Origin of the sequence: Actinoplanes hulinensis, from assembly GCF_019429605.1 — a bacterium.
Classification (GTDB): Bacteria; Actinomycetota; Actinomycetes; order Mycobacteriales; family Micromonosporaceae; genus Actinoplanes; species Actinoplanes campanulatus.
This window is the reverse complement of sequence record NZ_JAHXZI010000007.1, coordinates 242,651-263,265: the sequence shown is the minus strand read 5'-3', so window position 1 is coordinate 263,265 and position 20,615 is coordinate 242,651. Positions and strand designations below refer to the sequence as shown.

Below are 20,615 nucleotides of genomic sequence, written 5' to 3'. Positions count from 1 at the left end.
GTGATCCGCCAGACCATCCGGCCTGGCGGATCATCCCGTGGTGACCGGGAGAGTGGCGTAGCCGCGCAGAACCAGGCGGTCGCGGTGTTCCGGGACGCCGGCCAGCGCCAGGCCGGGGAGCGTGGCCAGGAGCAGCGGAAACGCCACCTGCGCCTCCAGACGGGCCAGTGGGGCGCCAAGGCAGTAGTGGGCGCCACCGCCGAAGGAGACCGGCTGGACGTTGGGCCGGTCGGGGTCGAACCGGTGCGGGTCGGGATAGCGGGCCGGGTCGCGGTTGGCGGAGCCGAGCAGCAGCGTCAGCGCCGAGCCGGCCTCCAGCTTCCGGCCGTCCAGCTCCACCGCCGTCGAGGTGAACCGGGACGCCAACTGCACCGGGGAGTCGTACCGGAGCATCTCCTCGACGAACGCGGGCGCGAGGCCCGGATCGGAGCGCAACCGGGCGGCCAGATCGGGATGGTCCAACAGGATCCGCAGGCCGGTGCCGAGCAGGTTGGTGGTGGTCTCGAAGCCGGCGACCAGCAGCAGCACCAGGTTGGCCAGCAGCTCACTCCCGGTCAGGCCGGATCCGGCGGCGGCGAGCGCGCTGGTCAGATCCTCCCGCGGGTGGCGCTGCCGTTCGGCGATCAGACCGATGAAGTAGTCCTCCAACTCGCGGGCGGCGGCGTCGGCGGCCCGCATCTCCTCCTCGGTGCTGATCGGCTCCAGCACCACGGTCAGGCCGGCGGCCTGCCGCCGGAACCACGGCATGTCGGTGTCCGGAACGCCGAGCAGCGCACAGATCACGCCGATCGGCAGCGGGTAGGCGAACGCCGTCATGAAGTCGGTCTCGCCCGGCATCGCCTCGATCAGCTCTCCGGCCTGGCGGGTGATCACGTCACGCATCGCGGCGACCCGGCGGGCGGTGAACGTGGACGCCGCCGCCCGGCGCACCCGGGTGTGATCCGGCGGATTGTTCTGCAACATGGATCGCACGATCGCGGCCACGCCCCGGTTCTCCCGCCAGTCCGGCCAGAACACGTCGTAGTCGCCGGCGTCGGACACCCGCATGCCGGGATCCCGCAGGATCCGGCTGGTCAGCTCGTGGGTGGTGACGAACCAGCGATCGTCGATCGCCTGGAAGACCGGCGCATGGCCGCGGAGCACGTCATAGGCGGGATACGGATCCTGACGTCCCTCGGCGGAGAAGAGTGAGGTAAGCGCGCTCTGGAAATCCATGCCGCCCATCATGGCGCGGGCGGGCCAGTGCGGCGACGGCGCTGGCGCGGATCCTTCTCAGACCATTTCGGGGGTACGCGGCGCGGCGCAGTGGGCTACCAGTTGTCATGGCCGGCCGCCACGATGGCGGGATGACGGATTCGCAGCGCCTCGTCGAGAGCCTTCGCCGGCGGATCCGTGCCTGTCTCGACGACGGCGACCGGCTGGGCCTGTTCGAGCCACGGGCCAGCGCCGACCTCGCCGAACTGCACGAGTTCTGCCTCAGCCACGCCGAGTCGGTGCCGGTGGAGGTCGTGGAGACGCTGGCCTGGCTGCACTGGACTCGCTGGCAGGCGATGCCCGATCCGCGGGATCTCGACATCGCGCGCGCCCTGTTCACCGAGATTCGCGACACGTTCCCCGAGCTGATCCCGCCCGAGCTCCGAAATCCGGACCGGGCGCGCTGGCCGTATGCCGGTGCCCGCGTCCTCGCCGACCTCGCTGCCGACGCCGACCCGGCCCACCTCGACACCGCGATCGAAATGCTGGAGCAGGGCCTCGCCGCCGTCGCGCCCGACGATCCGCATCGTGGCGTGCATCTGAAGAACCTGGCCAGCGGATATGTCATGCGGTTCGACCGGGCCGGGGCGCCCGGCGACCTCGACCTGGCGGTGCAGGCCGCGGTGGCGGCGCTGCGTACCGGCAGCTTCGCCGAGTCCGGTGCCGACGCGTTCCGGGAAACCCTCGAACACGCCATTACCAGGCGTTACGACCTGCACCATCGCGCCGAGGACCTGGACAGGATCATCGACGTCAGTCGTGCCCGGTGGCAGACCACGGCATCCGGCGATCCCGGCCGGTTCCGCCATGCCGGCACCCTGGCCGAGGCCCTTTACAGCAGATACGACGAAGCCGGTCGGCGCTCCGATCTGGACGAGGCGATCGCCGTCCGGCGCGCCGAGATCACCGGGGATCGCGCCGACATCGACGAGGCGCTCGCGGCGTTTCGTGCCGCGCCGGTGCCCGAACCGGGGGATCACCTGGATCGCGCCGCTTTTCTGTCGCGTCTCGGCACCTCGCTGACCTACCGGTACACCGTCGGCGGCGTGGCCGCGGACCTGGCCGAGGCGATCGCCGTTCACCGCGTCTCCGTCGAGATGGCACCGGACCGCCCGGCCGGGCTCCGCGGCCTCGCGATCACCCTGCGCATGCGTTTCCTGACCGCGGGAGACCCCACTGACCTGGAGGAATCGGTCCGGCTCGCGCGGGCGGCAGGTGCCGCACTCCGGCCCGGAGACCGGGAGTACGGGGCACATCTGACGGTGCTGAGCCAGTCCCTGCGGCACAGGTTCGAACACACCGGCCGGGTCGCCGATCTCGACGAGGCGGTGGCCACCGGCCGATCCGCCCTCGAGAACCTGCCGGACGACGAGCCGGAGCGGGTCCTCTGCGCCGTGAACCTGCTCAGCGCGCTGCGGTCCCGTGCCATCCAGCGAGGTGAGCTCGCCGACCTGAACGAGGCGGTCGAGATCGGCCGTGCCGCGCTGGCCCCGCTGCCGGACGGGCATCCGCACCGGCCGCTCTGCCTCTCGAACCTCGCACTGGCGCTGCTGGACCGGTTCGACGCCGTCGCCGACCGGGCCGACATCGACGAGGCTGTCCGGAACGGCCGCGCCGCCGCCGAAACGGTCAACCCGGCCGACCCCGACCGGCAGGCCTACTTCTTCGGCCTCGCCCGCGTCCTGCGAACCCGGTACCAGGACACCGAACAGCCGGCCGATCTGGACGACGCCGTCGAAGCCGCCCGGACCGCCGTCGCACTGACCGGCACCGACCTGCCCACCCGCCTGTACGCGCTCGGCGAGCTGAGCCTGACCCTCCACGAACGGTGGCGCGCGACCGACGGCGAGGCGGACCTGGACGAGGCCGCCGGTTTCGCCAGGCTCGCCATCGACGCCTGCCCGCCCGGCAATCCCAACCGGGCCGGCTACCTCTACCTCCTCGGCCGCGTGCTCCAGGCGCAGGAGAAGGTGGACAGCGCCGTCGACGTGTGGCGGGACGCCGTCGAGACCGCTTCCGGGCCGCCACGCAACCGCATCGCGGCGGCCCGCGCCTGGGGCGCCGCGGCGGCGGGCCGGGAGCACTGGCCGTCCGCCCGGGCCGGGTACGCCGCCGCGGTGGAGCTCATCCCGCTCCAGGCCGGGCGCGGCATCAACCGGGCCAGCCAGGAACTCCTGCTGGCCGACTGGTCCGGGCTCGGCGCCGACGCGGCGGCGTGCGCCGTGCACGCGGGGCCGCCCGGCGAGGCGGCCCAGTTGCTGGAGATGGGCCGGAACGTGCTGTGGGGGCAGCTGCTGGAGACACGTACCGCCCTGACCGACTCGCTGCGGGACCGGGCCCCCGACCTGGCCGAACGCCTCGACACCGTCCGCGCCGCCCTGGACCGCCCGCTCTAGGATCCCCGTCGTGATCGGACCGGTGGACATGTCTCCGGCTGGGAAACCTCGCCCTGCGTTCTGACGCGGTGAGGTTCATGGCCGCCGATGCGACCTACCGGTATAGTCGCGCCGCCCGGTTGATTGATCTTGAGGAATCCGCATGAGAAGCACCCTCGCCGTCCTGGCGCTCGGCGCGTGCCTGCTGACCGCCGCCTGCGGTGAGACCGCGGAGCCGGTCCTGGTGTCGCCGGGCACCTCGGAGATCGCGGTCGCGGCCCCGGTCACCTCGACGCCGCCGTCCCCGTCGGTGTCCTCGCCCGAGCCGATGACGTCGAAGTCCAGGAAGGCGTCGGCGTCCCCGTCGGCTTCGAAGCGCAGCCCGTCGCCCAAGCCGGCCACGGCGGACCCGAAGAGCGACCCGAATGCGGCCTGTGACGCGACCGGGAAGGCCGAGGACCGCCTCTACGAGGTCGCTGCGGCCAACGGCCCGATGGCGGTCGGCGACGACGCCACCCCGGCCGAGGTCACCGCCGCCGTGGCCGCATTGCGTAGCGGCTATCAGGCCAATGTGCGGGCCGTGGCCAAGGCCCGGGGCCTGACCACCGACAAGGATGTGCGGGCCGCCCTCGCCGACCAGATCGCGGCGCGCAAGGCGGTGATCGCGCTGCTGGACAAGGCCGGCGCCGACGTCGACAAGAAGAACGCGGCCCTCTACACGGCGGCCGACGCGCAAGCGAGCATGAACCTCTGGCGGTACCCCGAAGGACTGTGCCTGCCCTACGTGGACTGACCGGGAAACCGTTTGCGCGGTTCGGGCCGGTTGTGGAGGATCCGCCCGTGACGAATCCTGAGCAGACCCGGCCGACGGCACTTGTCACCGGGGTCGGCCGTACCGTCGGGATCGGCGCCGGCATCGCCGCCCGCCTGGCCGCCACCGGGTGGAACATCGCTTTCACCTACTGGACGCCCTACGACGACCGGATGACCTGGGGCGTGGAGCAAGGCGCCACCGAGACGATCACCAAAACCCTCATCGGGTACGGCGCGGCCGTCGCCGCCATCGAGGCCGATCTCGCCGACCCGGCGGCGCCCGCGGCGGTCTACGACGAGGCCGAGCGCCGCCTCGGGCCGGTCACCGCCCTGGTGATGTGCCACTGCGAGTCGGTCGACTCCGGTCTGCTCGACACCACGGTCGAGAGCTTCGACCGGCATTTCGCCGTCAACACCCGGGCCAGCTGGCTGCTGATCCGGGAGCACGGTCAGCGGTACCGCGGCCGCCACGGAGACGGCCGTGTCATCGCGCTGACCAGTGATCATACGGTCGGGAACCTGCCGTACGGGGCGAGCAAGGGCGCCCTCGACCGGATCACCCAGGCCGCCGCCCACGAGCTGGCGCACCTCGGGATCAGCTGCAACGTGATCAACCCCGGTCCGATCGACACCGGCTGGATGTCCGGCGAGGGCCGCGATCTGCTGCTGCGGCAGACGCCGCTCGGCCGCCTCGGCACCCCGCGGGACACCGCCAACCTGGTCGCCTTCCTCTGCTCACCCGAGGGCCAGTGGATCAACGGCCAGTTGCTGCTCAGCAACGGCGGCTTCGCCTGACACTCGGTGGGCGTGGACGGATCGGTCTGAAGTACGGGATCCGGACGGCACTTCAGCACGGGCCGGTTCCGGACCTCGCTCCGATGAACCGGCGCGTGTCCCTCGCGACGATGGGCACATGCGAACATCGAACTGGCTCGTTCCGGGTGCGTTGCTGCTTCTAGCCGCGGTTCCGGGGATCGCCGGAAGTCTGCGGCTGGCCGAGTTCGCGGGTGGCGCCCAGGTGCTGGCGGACAGCGAGCGGATCACCTCGGCGCCCCTGCCGGTCATCGTGCACATCGTCAGTGTCCTGGTGTTCAGCGTGCTCGGCGCGTTCCAGTTCGCGCCACGGCTGCGGCGGCGGCGCGGCTGGCATCGGGTGGCCGGGCGGGTCGTCGTCCCGGCCGGTCTGGTCGCGGCGTTCAGCGGGCTGTGGCTGAGTCTGTTCCTGCCGCGTTCGCCGATCGACGGTGACGCCACCGCCGCCGTCCGGGTCGTGGTCGTCGTATACATGGCGGTGTCGCTGAGTCTCGGGCTGGCGGCCGTGCTGCGGCGGGATTTCGCGCGGCACCGGGCCTGGATGATCCGCGGTTACGCGATCGGGATGGGGGCCGGCACGCAGGCGTTCACCCAGGGATTCTGGCTGGTCACGGCGGGGCCGCTGACGATGTGGGGCAAGACCGGGACGCTGGCCGCCGGGTGGCTGATCAACATCGTGGTGGCGGAGTGGGTGATCCGGCGAACACGGTCTTGAGCATCTGCTCAAAACTGCTAGGGTTTGAGCACTCGCTCAAAGGGGGTGCCGTGGCCCGGGTCTACGTCGAAACGATCATCAGCGCGCCGCTGGAGGAGGTGTGGGCCGCGACCCAGGACCATCGGCGGCATGCCCGGTGGGACGTTCGGTTCGGCCGCATCGACCCGGTGCCGGGCAGCGTTCCGGAGGCATTCACCTACGCCACCGCGGTCCTGCCCGGTGTCGAGATCGCCGGGCACGGCGAGCACAGCGGGGAGCGGCGGCAGGCCGACGGTTCCGCCACGTCGGCGCTGCGGTTCGGCTCCGCCGACCCTCGCTCGCCGATCCGGGACGGGTCGGGCTACTGGCGCTATGTTCCGGTTCCCGGTGGGGTGCGCTTCCTGACGGGGTACGCCTACCGGACCCGCTGGGGGCGCACCGGCCGCCTGGTCGACCTGGTGTTCGGGCCGGTGTTCGGGTGGGCCACCGCCTGGTCGTTCGATCGGCTGCGCCTGTGGCTGGAACACGGCGTGTCCCCGGAGAGCGCCCGCCGCCGGGCCCTCGCCGAGCTGTCGGCACGCGCGGCTCTGGTGACCGCCGCCGTCACGTTCGACGGCCGCCCGCTCGTCGTCCTGATCGCGCTCGGGCTGGCGCTCGGCGTACCCCCGCATCGGCACACGCCCGCGGCCCGACGATGCCGCCGCCGACCCGGCAAGAGCGACCCACTCGATTCGCGTGTCCCGCTCGGAAGTCGTCGGGCTCGAATCGCGTGCCCGCTCGTGAGGCGCCAACCGCTATGAAACGCCAACTGCTTGTGAGTCTTCTTCTTGGGTGTTCGCGGTTCCACGTCAAGCGCCGGTCGGGCGAATCGCCGCATGGGGGCGCCGTCTGCCGGGCTAGGCGGAAATGGGGCTTATATCGGAAACATGCGCCCGTTTCGCCCGCTTTGCATGCCGGGTTTATGCGATCTTGAACGACTTGCCACCAGAAACTGTGGTAAATCGACCAAGATCGCTCCGGGTGACGCGTCCACTGGCGAGGGATTGCGGATCCACGCCGTGGGCAGCCAAAGAAGGCTCTTGTGAAGCGCCGACCGCTTGTGACGAGTGGCCTGGCCGGAGAGGAAGACCCCGCGATGACCTCGGTTTTCGAGCACGCTCTGCGTGCGGATTTCGGGCGGCTGCACCCGCGGCTGCAACGGCGCTTCGGCGTCGACGGCGACCGCGACCAGGGTTGTGTCGGCACCGGCGTGATGGACCGGGTGTGGCGCGGTGGCGCTTTCACGGTGCCGTTCCTGCATTTCGGCACGCTGCGGCACATCCTGTTCCCGGAGACCGGCACCGGCATCCCGTTCACCATCGAGAACTACGCCTACCCGGACACCTACGGCCGGCCCACGCTGACGTTCGTGCGGACCTTCCAGGTGCGGCCGCACCGGCGCCGCCGGTTCGACGCGACCATGGTGTACGACGGCGGCCGCGACACGGTGATCGACTACCTCGGCACCACCCAGCACCTGGCCGTCGACCTGGACGTGTCCGTCGACGGCCGGGGCGGCCTGCGGATCCGCAGCGGGCCGCAGACGATGCGAGGTGGGGTGCGCTGCCCGTCGTCGGTGACCGGTGAGGCCGAGGTGCACGAGTGGTGGGACGAGCGGGCCGAACGGTTCCGGATCCGGGTGACCGTCACGAACCGGCGCTTCGGGCCGCTGTTCGGCTACCACGGCAGTTTTACGGCGGCCTATGTCCCGGCCGGTTCGCCGGTTCCGGCCGCCGTCCGCCCGTTGCGGGAGAACCCGAGCAGCGGCCTGGCCCGGCCCGCCGCTCTCTGCGCGGTGGACGCCCGATCAGGATCAACCGGCCGCGGACGCCGGGCGGCGTAGCCCCGGCGGGAAGGACCGCCGCCGTGCCGTACGGGCCGGTCTCGGTCTCGCGGGCCGCTCCCGGCGGGAAGGATCGTCGTCGTGCCGTACCGATCGGTCTTGGTCTCGCGGGCCGCTCCCGGCGGGAAGGATCGTCGTCGTGCCGTACCGATCGGTCTTGGTCTCCCGGGCCGCTCCCGGCAGGTGGGCCACCGGATAGAGTGCCGCGTGTGCGGGTTGTGGTGACGGGGGCGTCCGGTTTCATCGGCGGGCATCTCGTGCACGCGCTCACCGGGCAGGGCCACGACGTGGTGCCGGTCGACGTGAACGGCCCGGACCGGTGCGATCTCGCCACCGGCGACCTCACCGCGCTGGCCGATGCCGACGTGGTCCTGCACCTGGCGGGCCGGCCCGGGGTGCGGGCGTCGTGGGGTGACGGCGCGGCCGCCACCTGGCGGGACAACGTCACCGCCACCGAACGCCTGCTCGCCGCCTGCGCGGCCACCCGGCCCCGATTCGTGCTGGCGTCGAGTTCGTCGGTGTACGGCAGCGCCGACCGCCCGTGCGCCGAGGACGACCCGATCGACCCGCGCAGCCCGTACGCCGCCTCGAAAGCCGAAGCGGAGCGGCTCGCGCAGAAGGCCGCGGCGGACGGCCTGCCGGTCGTCATCCTGCGCTACTTCTCGGTGTACGGGCCCCGCCAGCGCCCGGACATGGCGTTCCACCGGTTCATCGAGGCGGCCCTCGACGGCTCACCCGTCCCGCTGTACGGCGACGGCGCCCAGAGCCGTTCGTTCACCTACGTCGGCGACGTCGTCGACGCGACCGTCCGCGCCGCCGGGACGCCGCTGCCGCCGGGGACCGTCCTGAACATCGGCCACCCCACGACGACCAGCCTGCGCGACGCCCTCGACCGCATCGCCGACCTGCTGGGAACCCCGGCGCCGACCGTCCCGAAGGACGCCGCGCCCGGCGACGTGGCCAGAACATGGGCGGGCACCACCCGGGCCGCCGAACTGCTCGGCTGGACGGCGACGACCGGCCTGGACGAGGGCCTGGCCGCACAGATCGACTGGCATCGGGGGAGACGCCGTGCATAGGGCCGCGTATCTGGCGTTCGACCGGTTCCCGTCGGCCAAGGGCTCGGCCGTGCACATCCGGCACATGGCGGCGGAACTGTTCGACCGGTACGGCGGCGGCCTGCTCTGCGTGCTCGGCGGTGGCGAACTGCCCGCCTACCAGCGCGAGGGCGACGTGGAGATCGTCCGGTTCACCGACGTGGTGCCGAACCTGCTGGACCGGGCCGCGGCATTCTCGCGGTGGGCCGCCGACCGGCTCGCCCCGCACCGCGACACCCTGGAGATCTGCCACGTCCGCGACCCGTGGGGTGCGCTGCCCGCCCTGTCCACCGGCGCCCGGCTGGTCTACGAGGCGAACGGCCTGCCGTCCATCGAACTGCCGTACCACTGGCCGCTGGCCGCACCCAGCACCCTTGCCAAGATCCGTGAGCTGGAGGAGCACTGTCTCCAGGAAGCGGACGCGGTGGTCGTACCATCGCGGGTGATCTTGAAGGCGGTGACCGACCGCGGCGCCGAACCGGACCGCGTGCACCTCGTGCCGAACGGCGCCGACCCGGTGCCGGCCGACGTGCCGCGACCACCCACCGCGCCGGGCCGTTACGTGATCTACGTGGGCGCGCTGCAACCGTGGCAGGGCGTCGACGTGCTGCTGCGCGCCTTCGCCCGGCTCGCCGACCTCACCGACCTCACCCTGGTCGTCTGCTCGTCGGTGTCGCCGGCGCGCGCCCGCCCGCTGCGCCGCCTCGCCGAACGCCTCGGTGTCCGGATCCGGTGGGAGCACCAGCTTCCGCACGCCGACGTGGCCGCCTGGCTGGCGCACGCCGAACTGTCGGTGGCCCCGCTGACCGCCGGCCCCCGCAACCTCGACCAGGGATGCAGCCCGATCAAGGTGTGGGAGTCGATGGCGGCCGGAACCGCGGTGGTCGCCTCGGATCTGCCAGTGATCCGCGAGGTGCTCGGCGACCACGGCCGGCTCGTGCCACCGGACCGGCCGACCGAACTGGCCCGCGCCATCCGCGTGCTGCTGGAGTACCCGGACGCCTGCCGGGATCTGGGCGAGCGCGCCCGCCGCCACGTCGAGGACGGGTTCACCTGGAAACACGCCCGCGCCCGGCTGGCCGGTGTGTACGACCGGGTCGAAGCCCACTGATACGGTCCGGGTCATGTTCTGGCGCAAGCAGAAGGCGGCCATCGCGGGATTCCACCCGCTGCACCAGGCGCTCATCCTCGAACGAGGGTTCGCCGCGACCCACCCGGCCGCCGAATGGGCCGCTCTGGCCGCCAGCCTGCACCGGCACGCCGGATTGATCCGCCGTTCCAAGTGGGCGCTGCCGCCCCGGGCGATGGACGTGATCCTGCCACTGCTCACCGAGATCTGCGAGGACCTCGGCCCGAAGGGCGTCCTCGCCGTCACGGCCGACCTGCGCGGCATCCACGTCCCCGCCAAGTCCCATCCGGCCCGGAGCATCCCGGTGCGGCCGCCGGCCCGCTCGGCCACCGAGACGTGGTCGATCGACCCGTGGCTGCGCCTGCACGCCGGCCTGCGCGACGGCAGCGGCCTGGACATCCTGATCGTCGACCGGCAGCGCCTGCGCCGCGTCACCAGGCGCGGCAGCAGCGGCAAGACCAAGATCAAGCGGAAGACGCAGCTCACCCAACTGATCAAGGTCCGCCGCCGGCTCCCTCGCGGCGTGGCCGGGGCCCGCCCGCAGACCGCGCCACCGGCCTGGATCGGCGTGACCCTGCGCGACGGGGAGCGCCGCAGCGTGCTCGCCGCCGCCAAACTGCTGCGGCTGCCGCAGTCCGCCGACGAGCAGCTCGACCGGATCCTGACGGTCGCCACCGAAACCTTCCGCTGGACCAGGTGAACAACATGACGCCCTGCGCGGTCACGACCGGCTTCTTCACCCTCGGCAAGTGCGGCCAGATGGCGGTCGCCGGCTGTCCCGCCTGCGGCCGCGCCGTCTGCGCCGACCACCTCGCCGACGGCGGCCTGTGCCCCGAGTGCGCGGCCGCCCGCAACCGGTTCGGCCACCCGGCCGCGGCCGCCGCCGCCCGCCGTCGCGTCTACCGGCAGCGGCAGGCCCAGTACTACGGGGACACCGTCTACTACAGCAGCTTCGACGACTACGACCGGGCCGCCTTCGAGCCCGGCGCCGCCGCCGACCAGGACTACCTCGACGACGGCGACGACGCCCTGGTGGACAGCTGAATGCGGCTGCTCTGGATCACCGAGAACTTCCCGCCCAGCCCCGGCGGCATGGCCAACTCCTGCGACCGCATCGTCCGCGGCCTGCGCGGCGCCGGTGTCGACGTCGACGTCGTCCACCTGAGCCGCCGCAGCACCGCCCAGCGGGTCACCGGCGTACGGACGGTGCCGCTCACCGACGACCCGGAACACGCGCTGCGCCTGCTCTGGACCAGCCTCGCCCCGGTGATCGGCGACTACACCCACATCGTGGCGTTCGGCGGCACCTACCCGCTGCTGTCCGCGCCCGTCTACGCGGCCTGGTCCGGGCTGCCGCTGATCACCCTGCTGCGCGGCAACGACTTCGACACCGGCATGTTCTCGCTGCGCCGCCAGCCGGTCGTCCTCGAGGCGCTGCGCTCGTCGGCCCACGTCTGCGTCGTCGCCGCGAACACCGCGCCGCTGGTGTCCGCGCTGGCCCCGCACACCCCCGTCACCTGGGTGGCCAACGGCATCGACACCACCGAGTGGCGGATCCTGCCGTCCGAACGCCGCGACGCACAGGCGTGGCGGGACGCGCACGTGGCGCCGGGAAAACGCACCGTCGGCGTCATCGGCCAGCTGAAGAACAAGAAGGGCGTACGGCTGCTGCTCGACGCCATCGCCGCCGGCCGGCACGACCTGCACGTCATCCTGGCCGGGGAACTCGAACCCGGCATCGGCGAGTTCCTGGCGGCCCACCCGGAGATCGCCCACACGGCGCTGCCGTTCCAGGACCGCTACCAACTGCTGTCCGTCTACGCTTCCTGTGACCTGGTGGCGCTGCCGTCGTTCTACGACGGGCTGCCCAACGTCGCCCTCGAGGCGGCCGCCCTCGGCATCCCGCTGCTCGCCTCCGACGCCGGTGGGCTCGCCGACCTGGTCGACGACACGATCGGGTTCCCGTTCCCGGCCGGTGACCCGCACGCCGGCCGGGCCGCAGTGCACCGGGCCGCGCACGCCACCGCCGACCAGCTGGCCGTCCTGGGCGCGGCCGCCGAGCGGCGGGTCCACGACCGGTTCGGGGTGGCCGCCGAGACCGAGGGCTACCTGAAGGTCCTGGCCACCGTGTCGTGATCGTCTGCTATGCGCAGGGTGGCGGGCTCGGGCATCTCACCCGGATTCGCGCCTACCTGCACACCTGCCACGGCGACGAGCCGGCGACGATCCTGAGCACGTCGCCGTTCACCGCCGACCCGCGGGTGCTCGGCCCGCACCGGCTGCTGCCCACGTCGGCGCTGCACACGCTGCGCCCGTCGTTGCTGGTGGTGGACGCGTTCCCGGCCGGTATCGACGGTTCGCTGTCGGCCGCGTCGGTTCCGCCGGGGACGGAGACCGTGCACCTGGCGCGGCTGCTGCGCTGGGACGTCTACCGCCCGTTGATGCCCTCGGACCCGATCCGCTACGACCGGATCTGGGCGGTCGAGGACCTCGGCGACTCCCCGCTGCCCTTGACCGGCCCGCTGTCCCTGGCCGACCCGCCGGCCGCCGGGGACCCCGATCCGTCCGGCGTCGCGGACGGCGCCTGGCTCATCGTTCACTCCGGGCCTTCGGCCGAGATTCAAGAGCTCATCGGGTACGCCCGTGACTGCGCCGACCTCGAAGGCGCCCGCCCCCGGTTCGTGCTGGTCGCGCCGCACCGCCCGGCCGGGCTGCCGTCCGGCGTCGGCCACCTCGACCCGTACCCGGCATTGCCGCTCTTCGCCCGCGCCGAGAGGGTCGTCACCGCGGCCGGATTCAACGCGGTCCGCCAGATGCGGCCATGGCGTGACCGGCACCTGATGCTGCCGTTCCCGCGCCGCTTCGACGACCAGTTCACCCGAGCCGCCCGCGCCCGGCCTTGATCGGTCAGCGGTTGCCGCCCCGGAAGATCCGCAGGAAGAAGAGGAACACGTTCAGGATGTCCAGGAAGATCGACGCCGCCAGCAGCGGGGCCGAGTCGATGTCCCGCGAGCGCCGCAGCCGCTGGAAGTCGAACATGATGAAACCCGCGAAGATCACCAGGCCGAGGATCGAGTAGATCAGCGCGCCACCCGGGATGTTCACGAAGATCAGCACGATGCCGAAGATCAGCAGGCCGACCAGCGCCCAGAAGCACAGCCGGGCCAGCGCCGACAGGTCACGGCGGGTGGCGTATCCGGCGGCTCCGAAACCGGCGACGAACAGCGCCGTCGCCGCCCCCGCCTGCCACAGCGCCTGCGGGTCGGTGTTCGCGTAGTAGACCAGCGTCGGCGCGAGCGCGACCCCCATCAGCAGCCCGAACCCCCCGAGCAGTGCGACCGTCGTCTCCTTCGACTTGCGTACCGTGAACTGCATGGCGATCAGGGCCGCGAACGACGCCAGATAGGCCATGAACGCGGCGAAGCCCGGCAGGTTGCGACCGAGATAGGCGCCGAGCGCGAACAGCGCGGTGGTGCCCGCCACGTACCCCATGGTCTGCGCGAACAGGGTGTGGGCGCGATCCCGGGTGGCCATCGCGGCCGGACGGTACGGATAGGCCTCGTCCATCGGAAGTCCTCCGCGGTCGTAGTCGTCTGGCCCTCACTCTGACGCCGCGCGATCATCCTGACTTCCTTCGCCAGGGATGAGATCCGGCGTCACATCCGGTCGGGGACCTTCGTGTGCCCTGCCCGCGGTGGGCCCCCGTAGGCCGGTTCAAGCGGTCAGAGATCCTTCGGGGGAACGAGCCGGGCGTAGAAGTCGAGCAGCGCCGGGTTGCCGACGGCGTCGCTCTGCGGTCATGCGGTTGCTCCGGTGAGGTCGGGACCGAGCTTCGCGAGTGCTGGGGCCAGTTCGGTGTCAGACCGGCCGACGGCGTACACCGTGCGGTCGGGGCGGATGAGCGTCCAGGAGGCGTTGACCTCGCCGAGCCATGCCGCGAGCCGGCGCTCGCCCGCGACCGGCGGGGCGGGATCGATGAACACCCGGGTCAGCGGCAGCCTGCCGGCCTGGTCCGGAAGGTCGGTCCCGATGGTCGCCAGGAAGGAGAATCCAGGCCCCAGGAGCCGGTCGACGAGGACGCCGTCGGGGCCGATGCGCGTCAATGGCAGCAGCGTGCCGCGGGCCTTGCCGGCCAGCCGCTTGTCGACCAGCGGCCCCTCGAGTCGAGGTGAGGTGGCGTCGAGGACCTTGGTGGCGACGGCGGGTACGTGCCTGACCACGGTCAGAAGTCGCGCGTCTGGCCACGGCGGCCGCCGCTCCGCCGCCGGTCATGGCCCGCCCGAGAACGACGGCGAGGTTGATGAGGGCTTCGGCATGCGGTCGGCGTTCGGCCTGGTAGCTGTCCAGCAGGGTGGCGGAGGCGTGGCCGTCGATGACGGCGTCGAGCGTCCACGCCAGGTTCATGGCGTCGCGTACGCCCGCACACATGCCCTGGCCGATGAACGGCGGCGTCGAGTGCGCGGCGTCGCCGGCGATGAGGATGCGGCGGTCACGCCAGGTCTCCGCGATGCAGGCGCGGAAGGTGTAGTCGGTGGCGCGCAGGATCTCCAGCTGGTCGTCACGTGCGGCGCCGGCCCAGGGGTCATTCGTGGCGCTGCGCGAACCGTCTCGGTCAGATATGCCGCAGGTCCCTCGGCTGGTCAGCCCTCCGACGGCGACCTAGGCGGCCAGACGGCTCGCCCGTACTGTCGTCAACAGTCGGGCGATGGTCAAGTCCGGCGTCCAATTAGCAGCGTGCGCGGAAGTAGCGTGCCGTCCATTGAGGAACGGGGCGGCGGGCGCGCGGTTGGTCAGCGAAACTGTTTCCGCTCCATCCAGCGATGCCGAGGGGAACCATGGAACCTGCGACTACTCAGTCCGCGGATGTTGACAGTCATGACGTGGCGGGTCGGCCGGCAGCGCTGCGGCTGACCGGGCTGCACAAGGAGTTCGGCGCGAATGTGGCGGTGGACCATGTCGACCTCGTGGTGCCGCAGGGTTCCTTCTTCGGGCTGGTGGGCCCCAACGGTGCAGGCAAGACCACGTCACTGTCCATGGCGGTCGGATTGCTGCGGCCTGACGCCGGTGACTCGAAGGTGTTCGGGGTCGACGTGTGGACCGATCCCGTCGAGGCCAAGGCGCTGATGGGGGTGCTGCCCGACGGGCTGTCGATGCCGGAACGGCTGACCGGGCGTGAGCTTCTGACGTACATCGGAGAGCTGCGCCGCATCGACGCGGGTGTGCTGGCGGGTCGTGTGCAGGAACTGCTCGACGTCATGGAACTCGGATCGGCCGAGCGGACGCTCGTAGTCGACTATTCGACCGGCATGCGCAAGAAGATCGGGCTGGCGACGGCGTTGCTGCACGGGCCGCGGCTACTGGTGTTGGACGAGCCGTTCGAGGCGGTGGACCCGGTGTCGGCGGCGGCCCTCAAATCGATCCTGAACGGGTTCGTGGCCGGCGGCGGATCGGTGGTGCTGTCCAGCCACGTGATGCCGCTGGTGGAGCAGCTCTGCGACACGGTGGCGATCATGGCGCGGGGGCAGGTCGTCGCGGCCGGACCGCTCGACGAGGTGCGCGGCGACACCACATTGGAACAGACGTTCGTGCGACTGGTCGGCGGCGGCGAGCACACCCGGAAGGGCTTGTCGTGGCTGGCGTCCTGATCCGGATGAAACTGGCGGTCATCAAGAACTCGATGACCGGTGGCCGAGCCGCGTGGATGCTGGTCGGGGCCGTGTTCGGGTTGCTGTTCGCGGCGGCGACCATCTGGCTCACGCTGGTGGACGTACCGAATGAGAAGGTCTTGGGCGATCTTCTGGCGTGCGTGTTCGTGATGTGGACGCTCGGCTGGCTGATCGGGCCACTGTGGGGTGGATCGGCGGTGCTGCGTGCCGACCATTTCGCCCTGCTGCCGATGCCGCGCCGCAAGCTCGCCGTGGGGCTGCTGGGAGCGGCGTTCGTCGGCGTCACCACCGCGGTGACGGCGGTCGGGTTCCTGGCCTTGGTCACGTACGGCGCCCGGCAGGGTTTCGTCCCCGCGCTGGTCGCGGTGCCGGCGGCGGCGCTGCAACTGGTGTTCGTGGTGTTGCTGTCCCGGGTGGCCTACGCGCTGTTCGGGATGGTCGCGGCGTCCCGGGTGGGCGCGGCGGTCACCGGCCTACTGTTCGCGGCGATGCTCGTGCTGACCCAGTCCGGCTGGATGATCGTCGTCGCGATCATGTACTCCGACGTCCTCACCACCGGGTTCTCCAGCACGATGACGACCACGCTGCGGGGGATCCCGTCGAGCTGGGGTGTGGTGGCCGTGGACGCCGCCGGGCGCGGGGACTGGCCACTGGCTTTCGCCGCGTCCGCCGGGCTGGCCGTCCTGTGCGGGCTCCTGCTGCTGATCTGGTCGGTCGAACTGGGCAACCCACGTCATGGCCGCGTCACCATCCGGGGCAGCGCCGATCAGCCTCCCGCGGCCGGTGGCCTGCTCGCCGGCCCGACCGGCACGGTCGTTCGCAAGGAGCTGCGCACCTGGCTGCGCGATCCGCTGCGCACGACCACCGCCATCGTGCCGATCATCTGGGCGCTGGGCACCGTGCTGTTGCCGCTGACGTTCGACGCCCGGCTCCTGCTGCCCTGGGCCGGTCCGGCGCTCGCCCTGTTCGCCATCACGTCGGCCTGCAATCTGTACAGCCAGGACGGCACCGCGCTCTGGCAGACGCTGACGATCGGCACCGAACGAGCCGACATCCGCGGCCGGCAGTGGGCGTACCTGATCGTCTTCGCACCTCCCACGATCCTGCTGAGCGTCGGGTTCACCTGGTGGAGCGGCTACACCTGGACCTGGCCGTGGGTGGCCGCGATCGTTCCGGCCCTGCTCGGTGGTGGCGCGGGGCTCATCGTCTACTCGTCGGTGTTCGGAATGGTCCCCGGCCCGGACGCGCACAAACGCCCGAGCAACCCGCTCGAACGCGCCGACACCACCGGCCAGTCCAACGTCCTGTTCTGGGTCGGCATGCTGCCCGCCGTGCCGGCGGTCGCTGTCGTGCTTCTCGGCGAGCGCCTGGACGTGCTGTGGCTGGCGTGGGCGGGGCTGGTGGTCAGCGCGGTGACCGGCGTCCTCGCCGGCCGCTGGCTAGGCACTCTGGCCATCGGCCGGCTCATCACTCACGGACCCGAGATGCTGCACACCATGCGCACCGGCCGGGCCGCCGCCGCCCGAAAAGCGGAAACGTCGAAGCAGGGCGGCGCGATCAATGGCCTGTACTGGACCCTCGGCGCGATTCTGCTGATCCCTCAAGGGCTGATCCCGCTGGTCTTCATCCTGACCGGCGTCGACACCAAGTCGTGGTTCCTGGCCATGTACCTGCCACCGGCGTACGGCATCGCGGCCGCCGTGATCAGCATGCTCGGCGGCGTCTATCTCCTCGCCAGAGCCCTGAGGAACACGGTGAACAACCGCGTCGGAGCAGCCGGGAACGCGAGTGCGACGCCCGAACCCGCAAACGACCACGAACTCGAATCCGTCTGACCGACGACGCGGAGCCCGGGGCCGGGAACATGCCGGGCCCGTCCCGTTCCTACCAGTCCCTCGGAGTACTCGGAGGAGACATCCGTGGTCGTAGGCGCCGCGGCGACAAGCGGGATGGCGATGCACGCGGGATGAGTGGCGAGCCGGTCAGCGTGTGCGTCGGCCTACGTGTCGCACGTATCGCTGGCGCGTGGGGAACCTTGGCCAGCCCGTTCGGCGCACCGGCCGAACGGCGCTGGTCGCTGTCGGCGCTGAGCCTCGCCAGCGTAGCGATGACGTTTCTCGAACCCGACCCGGACGCTGAGTGGGGCGATCGTCAACTGACGCACTTGTATCAGGCTGTCGACGAATGGGCGGCGAGAGACGGTTGACGGCAGGCCACGAGGATCGTGCCCATCACGCCCATGCCGAGTACCGTGCCGCCGAAGACCGTGGTCCCTGTCGCACCGAGCACTGATCCACGTGCATACGCGCGGCTGGCATCCCAAGGAAACACCGTTGCCTCTCTGGTCGCGCCTACTCGGTCGGTGCCCTGAACGCTCACTGTGCGGGCCACTCCGTCTGAGGCGGTGAACACGCCCTCGCAGGCGAGACCGCCGCGGGAAACCTCCGCGCAGTCCGGCCCTGAAGGGCTCCGTCGTAGATCATCGGTATCTTTGCGTCCGTGACCGGAACATTGCTGTTCATCGTCGGACCGCCGGCCGTCGGGAAGATGACCGTGGGGGAGCGGATCGCGGCCCGGACCGGATTGCGGCTGTTCCACAACCATCTGGCGATCGAGCCGGTGCTGCGCTTCTTCCCGTTCGGCAGCCCGCCCTTCCACCGGCTGGTGGAGGGCTTCCGCCGGGAGATCGTCGAGGAGGTGGCGGCCAGCGACCTGCCCGGCCTGATCTTCACCTACGTGTGGGCGTTCGACGAGCCGGCGGACGAGCAGGCGATCACCCGGTACGCCGAGCCGTTCCGCGACCGCGGCGGCCGGGTGCTGCACCTGGAATTGGAGGCCACTCAGCAGGAGCGGCTACGGCGTAACGAGGGCGCGTCCCGGCTGGCCGAGAAGCCGTCCAAACGGGACCGGGAAGCGTCCCGGCGCAATCTGCTCGCCCTGGACGAGCGGTACGACCTCAACTCCGGTGGCCGCTTCGACGACCGCCCCGACTACCTGCGGATCGACAACACCCACCTCGAAGCCGCCGAGGTGGCCGAAACGGCCATCACCCACTTCCGTCTCGCCACGATCTGATCAGGGTGCGGCGGGCAGCCCGCTCCGGCACAGTTCCAGCACGTCGTCGGCGCCACGCAGCGCGGCGACCACGGCGGGTGACGGCGACACGTGCACCTCGGGCAGATCCCCCTCGTCCACCGGGAAGGCGAGCCGCTCCTCGCCGAGCCGGAACTGTGCGTCGATGCCGGGCCGGTTGCCGCGCGGATCCTGCCGGTGCCAGCGGCCGTCGAGGTGCACGGCGACCAGCCCGTGCAGCACCGGCCCGGACTCGCCGGGCAACTGCTGGTAGCACAGTCCGGTGGGGACGCCGCCCGCCCGGGTGACCGCCGCCAGCAGGTGCGACTTGGCGTAACACAGCCCGACCCGGGCGTCGAGCACCTCACCGGCGGTGAGCGTGACCCGCGGATCCCGCGCGTCGATCGAGTGCTGGACGCGGTCCCGTACCCATTCGAAGGCGGCCCGCGCGAACTCCGCGTCCGAGGGGTGGGCCGCGCGTAGGCCGGCGGCCAATGCCCGTACCGCCGGATGGTTTGTCTCGACGATGTCGTCGGCGCCGAGATATCGCGAGGGGTCGCCAGCTCGAAGATCCATTTCTAGAGTGTCGGCCATGGGTACGACTTCCACATCACCCGGGCCGAGAACGGGTTCGAGAGCGAGACCGACCCGATCAGCCGGCTGGACTGGGAGGAAATCGCTGACGACACGCCTGAGCTGCGGTTTGCCGGCTATGTGGTCTGGAGCGACATCGGACCGCGGCGAGGCCGTCGGCTTCAGCTGGCGCGAGGACAAGGTCGACATCAAGGGCGTCTACTCGGACGGCACCGAGCGCCTCGCCCGCCGCGCTGGGCGGCCGGGTCCAGGGCGACGACGAGGACTAGGTCGTGTGTAGTGGATCTTTGGTGAGGTCGCGGAGCCAGATTTTGATGGTGGCGATGTCGACTGTGGCCAGGTACATGAAGGCCCGTTTGTCGTAGCGGGTCGCGACGGCGCGGAACTGTTTGAGTTTGGAGACGGCGCGTTCGACGGTGTTGCGCTGCCGGTAGCGGTCGGGGTCGAATGCCGGTGGCCGGCCGCCGCGGGAACCGCGTTTGAGTCGGTTCTTCTGCTGGTCGCGGCGTTCGGGAATGGTCGCGGCGATGCCGCGTCGGCGCAGGCCGGTGCGGATCGCGGCGACCGAGTACGCCTTGTCGCCCAGCAGCCGGTCGGGTCGGGTGCGGGGTCGTCCACGGCGGCGGGGCATGCGGATGCCGGCCATGACCTGGTCGTAGCCGATGCGGTCGTGGCGTTGTCCGGCGGTCAGGGATCGGGAGATGGGCCTGCTGCGCAGGTCGGCGGCCAGGTGCAGCTTGGTGCTGAACCCGCCCCGGGAGCGGCCCAGGGCTTCGGGTTCGGTGGCGGGGCCGGTCGCCGTCAGGGTTTTGACTGGTCAGCCGGTGGCCGGTGACGGGCGCCGGCGGCGTGCTGGTGGGCGCGGACGACGGTGGAGTCGATGCCTACGGTCCAGTCCGGGTCGCCGTCGTCGGCGCCCAGGCGCAGCCGTTCGGCGATGCGCTGCCAGGTGCCGTCCAGGGCCCAGCGGCGTTTGCGCTGGTAGACGGTCTGCCAGTTCCCGAACCGAGATGGCAGGTCACGCCACTGGATGCCGGTGCGTTCGCGGAACAGGATTCCGGAGATGACGGTGCGGTGGTCACGCCAGCGACCACCGCGGGGCGGGTCCTGCGGCAGCAGCGGCTGAAGCAGAACCCACTCAGCATCGGTGAGTTCAAATCTTGCGCTCATAGCGCCTCGATCAACATCGAGACACATCAAGATCTTCCCTCAAGATCTACAACACA

At 71.2% G+C, this 20,615-nt stretch carries 21 protein-coding genes and 1 pseudogene; 16 read left to right on the top strand and 6 right to left on the bottom strand.

All coding sequences use genetic code 11. The features are described from left to right. Positions 1 to 30: 30 nt before the first annotated feature. Positions 31 to 1,215: a cytochrome P450 gene (locus tag KZ829_RS15470; protein WP_220144587.1), complete on the bottom strand. Its 1,185-nt coding sequence runs from the start codon at positions 1,213 to 1,215 to the stop codon at positions 31 to 33. Between the two features lie 131 nt (positions 1,216 to 1,346). On the opposite strand from KZ829_RS15470, the gene KZ829_RS15465 reads away from it, so the two are divergent. From KZ829_RS15465 to KZ829_RS15410, 12 genes are all read left to right on the top strand, one after another. Next, positions 1,347 to 3,650, top strand: a complete 2,304-nt coding sequence (locus KZ829_RS15465; RefSeq protein WP_220144586.1) for a tetratricopeptide repeat protein — start codon at positions 1,347 to 1,349, stop codon at positions 3,648 to 3,650. A gap of 142 nt (positions 3,651 to 3,792) precedes the next feature. Next, positions 3,793 to 4,422, top strand: a complete 630-nt coding sequence (locus tag KZ829_RS15460) for a hypothetical protein (protein WP_220144585.1) — start codon at positions 3,793 to 3,795, stop codon at positions 4,420 to 4,422. 47 nt (positions 4,423 to 4,469) lie between these two features. Beyond that, positions 4,470 to 5,237 carry an SDR family oxidoreductase gene (locus KZ829_RS15455; RefSeq protein ID WP_220144584.1) on the top strand — a complete coding sequence of 256 codons (768 nt, stop codon included), beginning with the start codon at positions 4,470 to 4,472 and terminating at the stop codon, positions 5,235 to 5,237. Positions 5,238 to 5,355: 118 nt separating this feature from the next. Further along, positions 5,356 to 5,970, top strand: coding sequence for a DUF2306 domain-containing protein (locus KZ829_RS15450; protein ID WP_220144583.1), 615 nt, complete (start codon positions 5,356 to 5,358; stop codon positions 5,968 to 5,970). A 50-nt stretch (positions 5,971 to 6,020) separates the two neighbouring features. Beyond that, positions 6,021 to 6,749 (top strand): hypothetical protein, encoded by a 729-nt coding sequence (locus tag KZ829_RS15445; RefSeq protein WP_308285500.1) that lies wholly within the window; start codon positions 6,021 to 6,023, stop codon positions 6,747 to 6,749. A 335-nt stretch (positions 6,750 to 7,084) separates the two neighbouring features. Next, a complete protein-coding gene (locus KZ829_RS15440; RefSeq protein ID WP_220144582.1) occupies positions 7,085 to 7,831 on the top strand; it encodes a DUF4166 domain-containing protein in 747 nt (248 codons plus the stop codon). Between the two features lie 209 nt (positions 7,832 to 8,040). Beyond that, complete coding sequence (locus KZ829_RS15435) at positions 8,041 to 8,910, top strand: NAD-dependent epimerase/dehydratase family protein (RefSeq protein WP_220144581.1); 870 nt, start codon at positions 8,041 to 8,043, stop codon at positions 8,908 to 8,910. Beyond that, complete coding sequence (locus KZ829_RS15430; RefSeq protein ID WP_308285499.1) at positions 8,903 to 10,039, top strand: glycosyltransferase family 4 protein; 1,137 nt, start codon at positions 8,903 to 8,905, stop codon at positions 10,037 to 10,039. Before KZ829_RS15435 ends, KZ829_RS15430 begins: the two co-directional genes overlap by 8 nt. A gap of 13 nt (positions 10,040 to 10,052) precedes the next feature. Next, positions 10,053 to 10,757 carry a hypothetical protein gene (locus KZ829_RS15425; protein WP_220144580.1) on the top strand — a complete coding sequence of 235 codons (705 nt, stop codon included), beginning with the start codon at positions 10,053 to 10,055 and terminating at the stop codon, positions 10,755 to 10,757. A 5-nt stretch (positions 10,758 to 10,762) separates the two neighbouring features. Continuing rightward, a complete protein-coding gene (locus tag KZ829_RS15420; RefSeq protein WP_220144579.1) occupies positions 10,763 to 11,101 on the top strand; it encodes a hypothetical protein in 339 nt (112 codons plus the stop codon). Continuing rightward, positions 11,102 to 12,193, top strand: coding sequence for a glycosyltransferase family 4 protein (locus KZ829_RS15415; RefSeq protein WP_220144578.1), 1,092 nt, complete (start codon positions 11,102 to 11,104; stop codon positions 12,191 to 12,193). Further along, positions 12,190 to 12,960: a hypothetical protein gene (locus KZ829_RS15410; RefSeq protein ID WP_220144577.1), complete on the top strand. Its 771-nt coding sequence runs from the start codon at positions 12,190 to 12,192 to the stop codon at positions 12,958 to 12,960. Before KZ829_RS15415 ends, KZ829_RS15410 begins: the two co-directional genes overlap by 4 nt. Positions 12,961 to 12,964: 4 nt before the next feature. On the opposite strand, the gene KZ829_RS15405 is transcribed toward KZ829_RS15410, so the two are convergent. From KZ829_RS15405 to KZ829_RS44885, 3 genes and pseudogenes are all read right to left on the bottom strand, one after another. Beyond that, a complete protein-coding gene (locus KZ829_RS15405; protein ID WP_220144576.1) occupies positions 12,965 to 13,624 on the bottom strand; it encodes a Bax inhibitor-1/YccA family protein in 660 nt (219 codons plus the stop codon). A 230-nt stretch (positions 13,625 to 13,854) separates the two neighbouring features. Next, positions 13,855 to 14,277 (bottom strand): hypothetical protein, encoded by a 423-nt coding sequence (locus KZ829_RS42970; protein ID WP_246635649.1) that lies wholly within the window; start codon positions 14,275 to 14,277, stop codon positions 13,855 to 13,857. 88 nt (positions 14,278 to 14,365) lie between these two features. Then, a pseudogene (locus KZ829_RS44885) lies at positions 14,366 to 14,599 on the bottom strand (FAD-dependent monooxygenase); the annotation flags it as partial. Between the two features lie 293 nt (positions 14,600 to 14,892). Between KZ829_RS44885 and KZ829_RS15395 the strand changes: the two are divergent. The 4 genes from KZ829_RS15395 to KZ829_RS15380 all read left to right on the top strand — a co-directional run bounded on the left by KZ829_RS15395 (position 14,893) and on the right by KZ829_RS15380 (position 18,798). Further along, a complete protein-coding gene (locus tag KZ829_RS15395) occupies positions 14,893 to 15,702 on the top strand; it encodes an ABC transporter ATP-binding protein (protein WP_246635709.1) in 810 nt (269 codons plus the stop codon). Beyond that, the gene (locus KZ829_RS15390) at positions 15,687 to 17,558 is read left to right on the top strand and encodes a hypothetical protein (RefSeq protein WP_220144575.1); all 1,872 of its coding nucleotides are present in this window, start codon (positions 15,687 to 15,689) and stop codon (positions 17,556 to 17,558) included. The genes KZ829_RS15395 and KZ829_RS15390 overlap by 16 nt, the downstream gene beginning before the upstream one ends. 131 nt (positions 17,559 to 17,689) lie before the next feature. Beyond that, on the top strand, positions 17,690 to 17,929 hold the full coding sequence (locus tag KZ829_RS15385) for a hypothetical protein (RefSeq protein WP_220144574.1): 240 nt from the start codon (positions 17,690 to 17,692) through the stop codon (positions 17,927 to 17,929). A gap of 293 nt (positions 17,930 to 18,222) precedes the next feature. Next, positions 18,223 to 18,798, top strand: a complete 576-nt coding sequence (locus tag KZ829_RS15380; protein ID WP_220144573.1) for an ATP-binding protein — start codon at positions 18,223 to 18,225, stop codon at positions 18,796 to 18,798. On the opposite strand, the gene KZ829_RS15375 is transcribed toward KZ829_RS15380, so the two are convergent. Then, positions 18,799 to 19,371: a transglutaminase-like domain-containing protein gene (locus KZ829_RS15375; protein ID WP_220144572.1), complete on the bottom strand. Its 573-nt coding sequence runs from the start codon at positions 19,369 to 19,371 to the stop codon at positions 18,799 to 18,801. Positions 19,372 to 19,654: 283 nt separating this feature from the next. After that, a protein-coding gene (locus tag KZ829_RS15370) for an IS5 family transposase (protein WP_372453870.1) occupies positions 19,655 to 20,559 on the bottom strand; the annotation gives its coding sequence in 2 pieces (ribosomal slippage) (positions 19,655 to 20,208 and positions 20,208 to 20,559; 906 coding nt in all). Positions 20,560 to 20,615 lie beyond the last annotated feature (56 nt).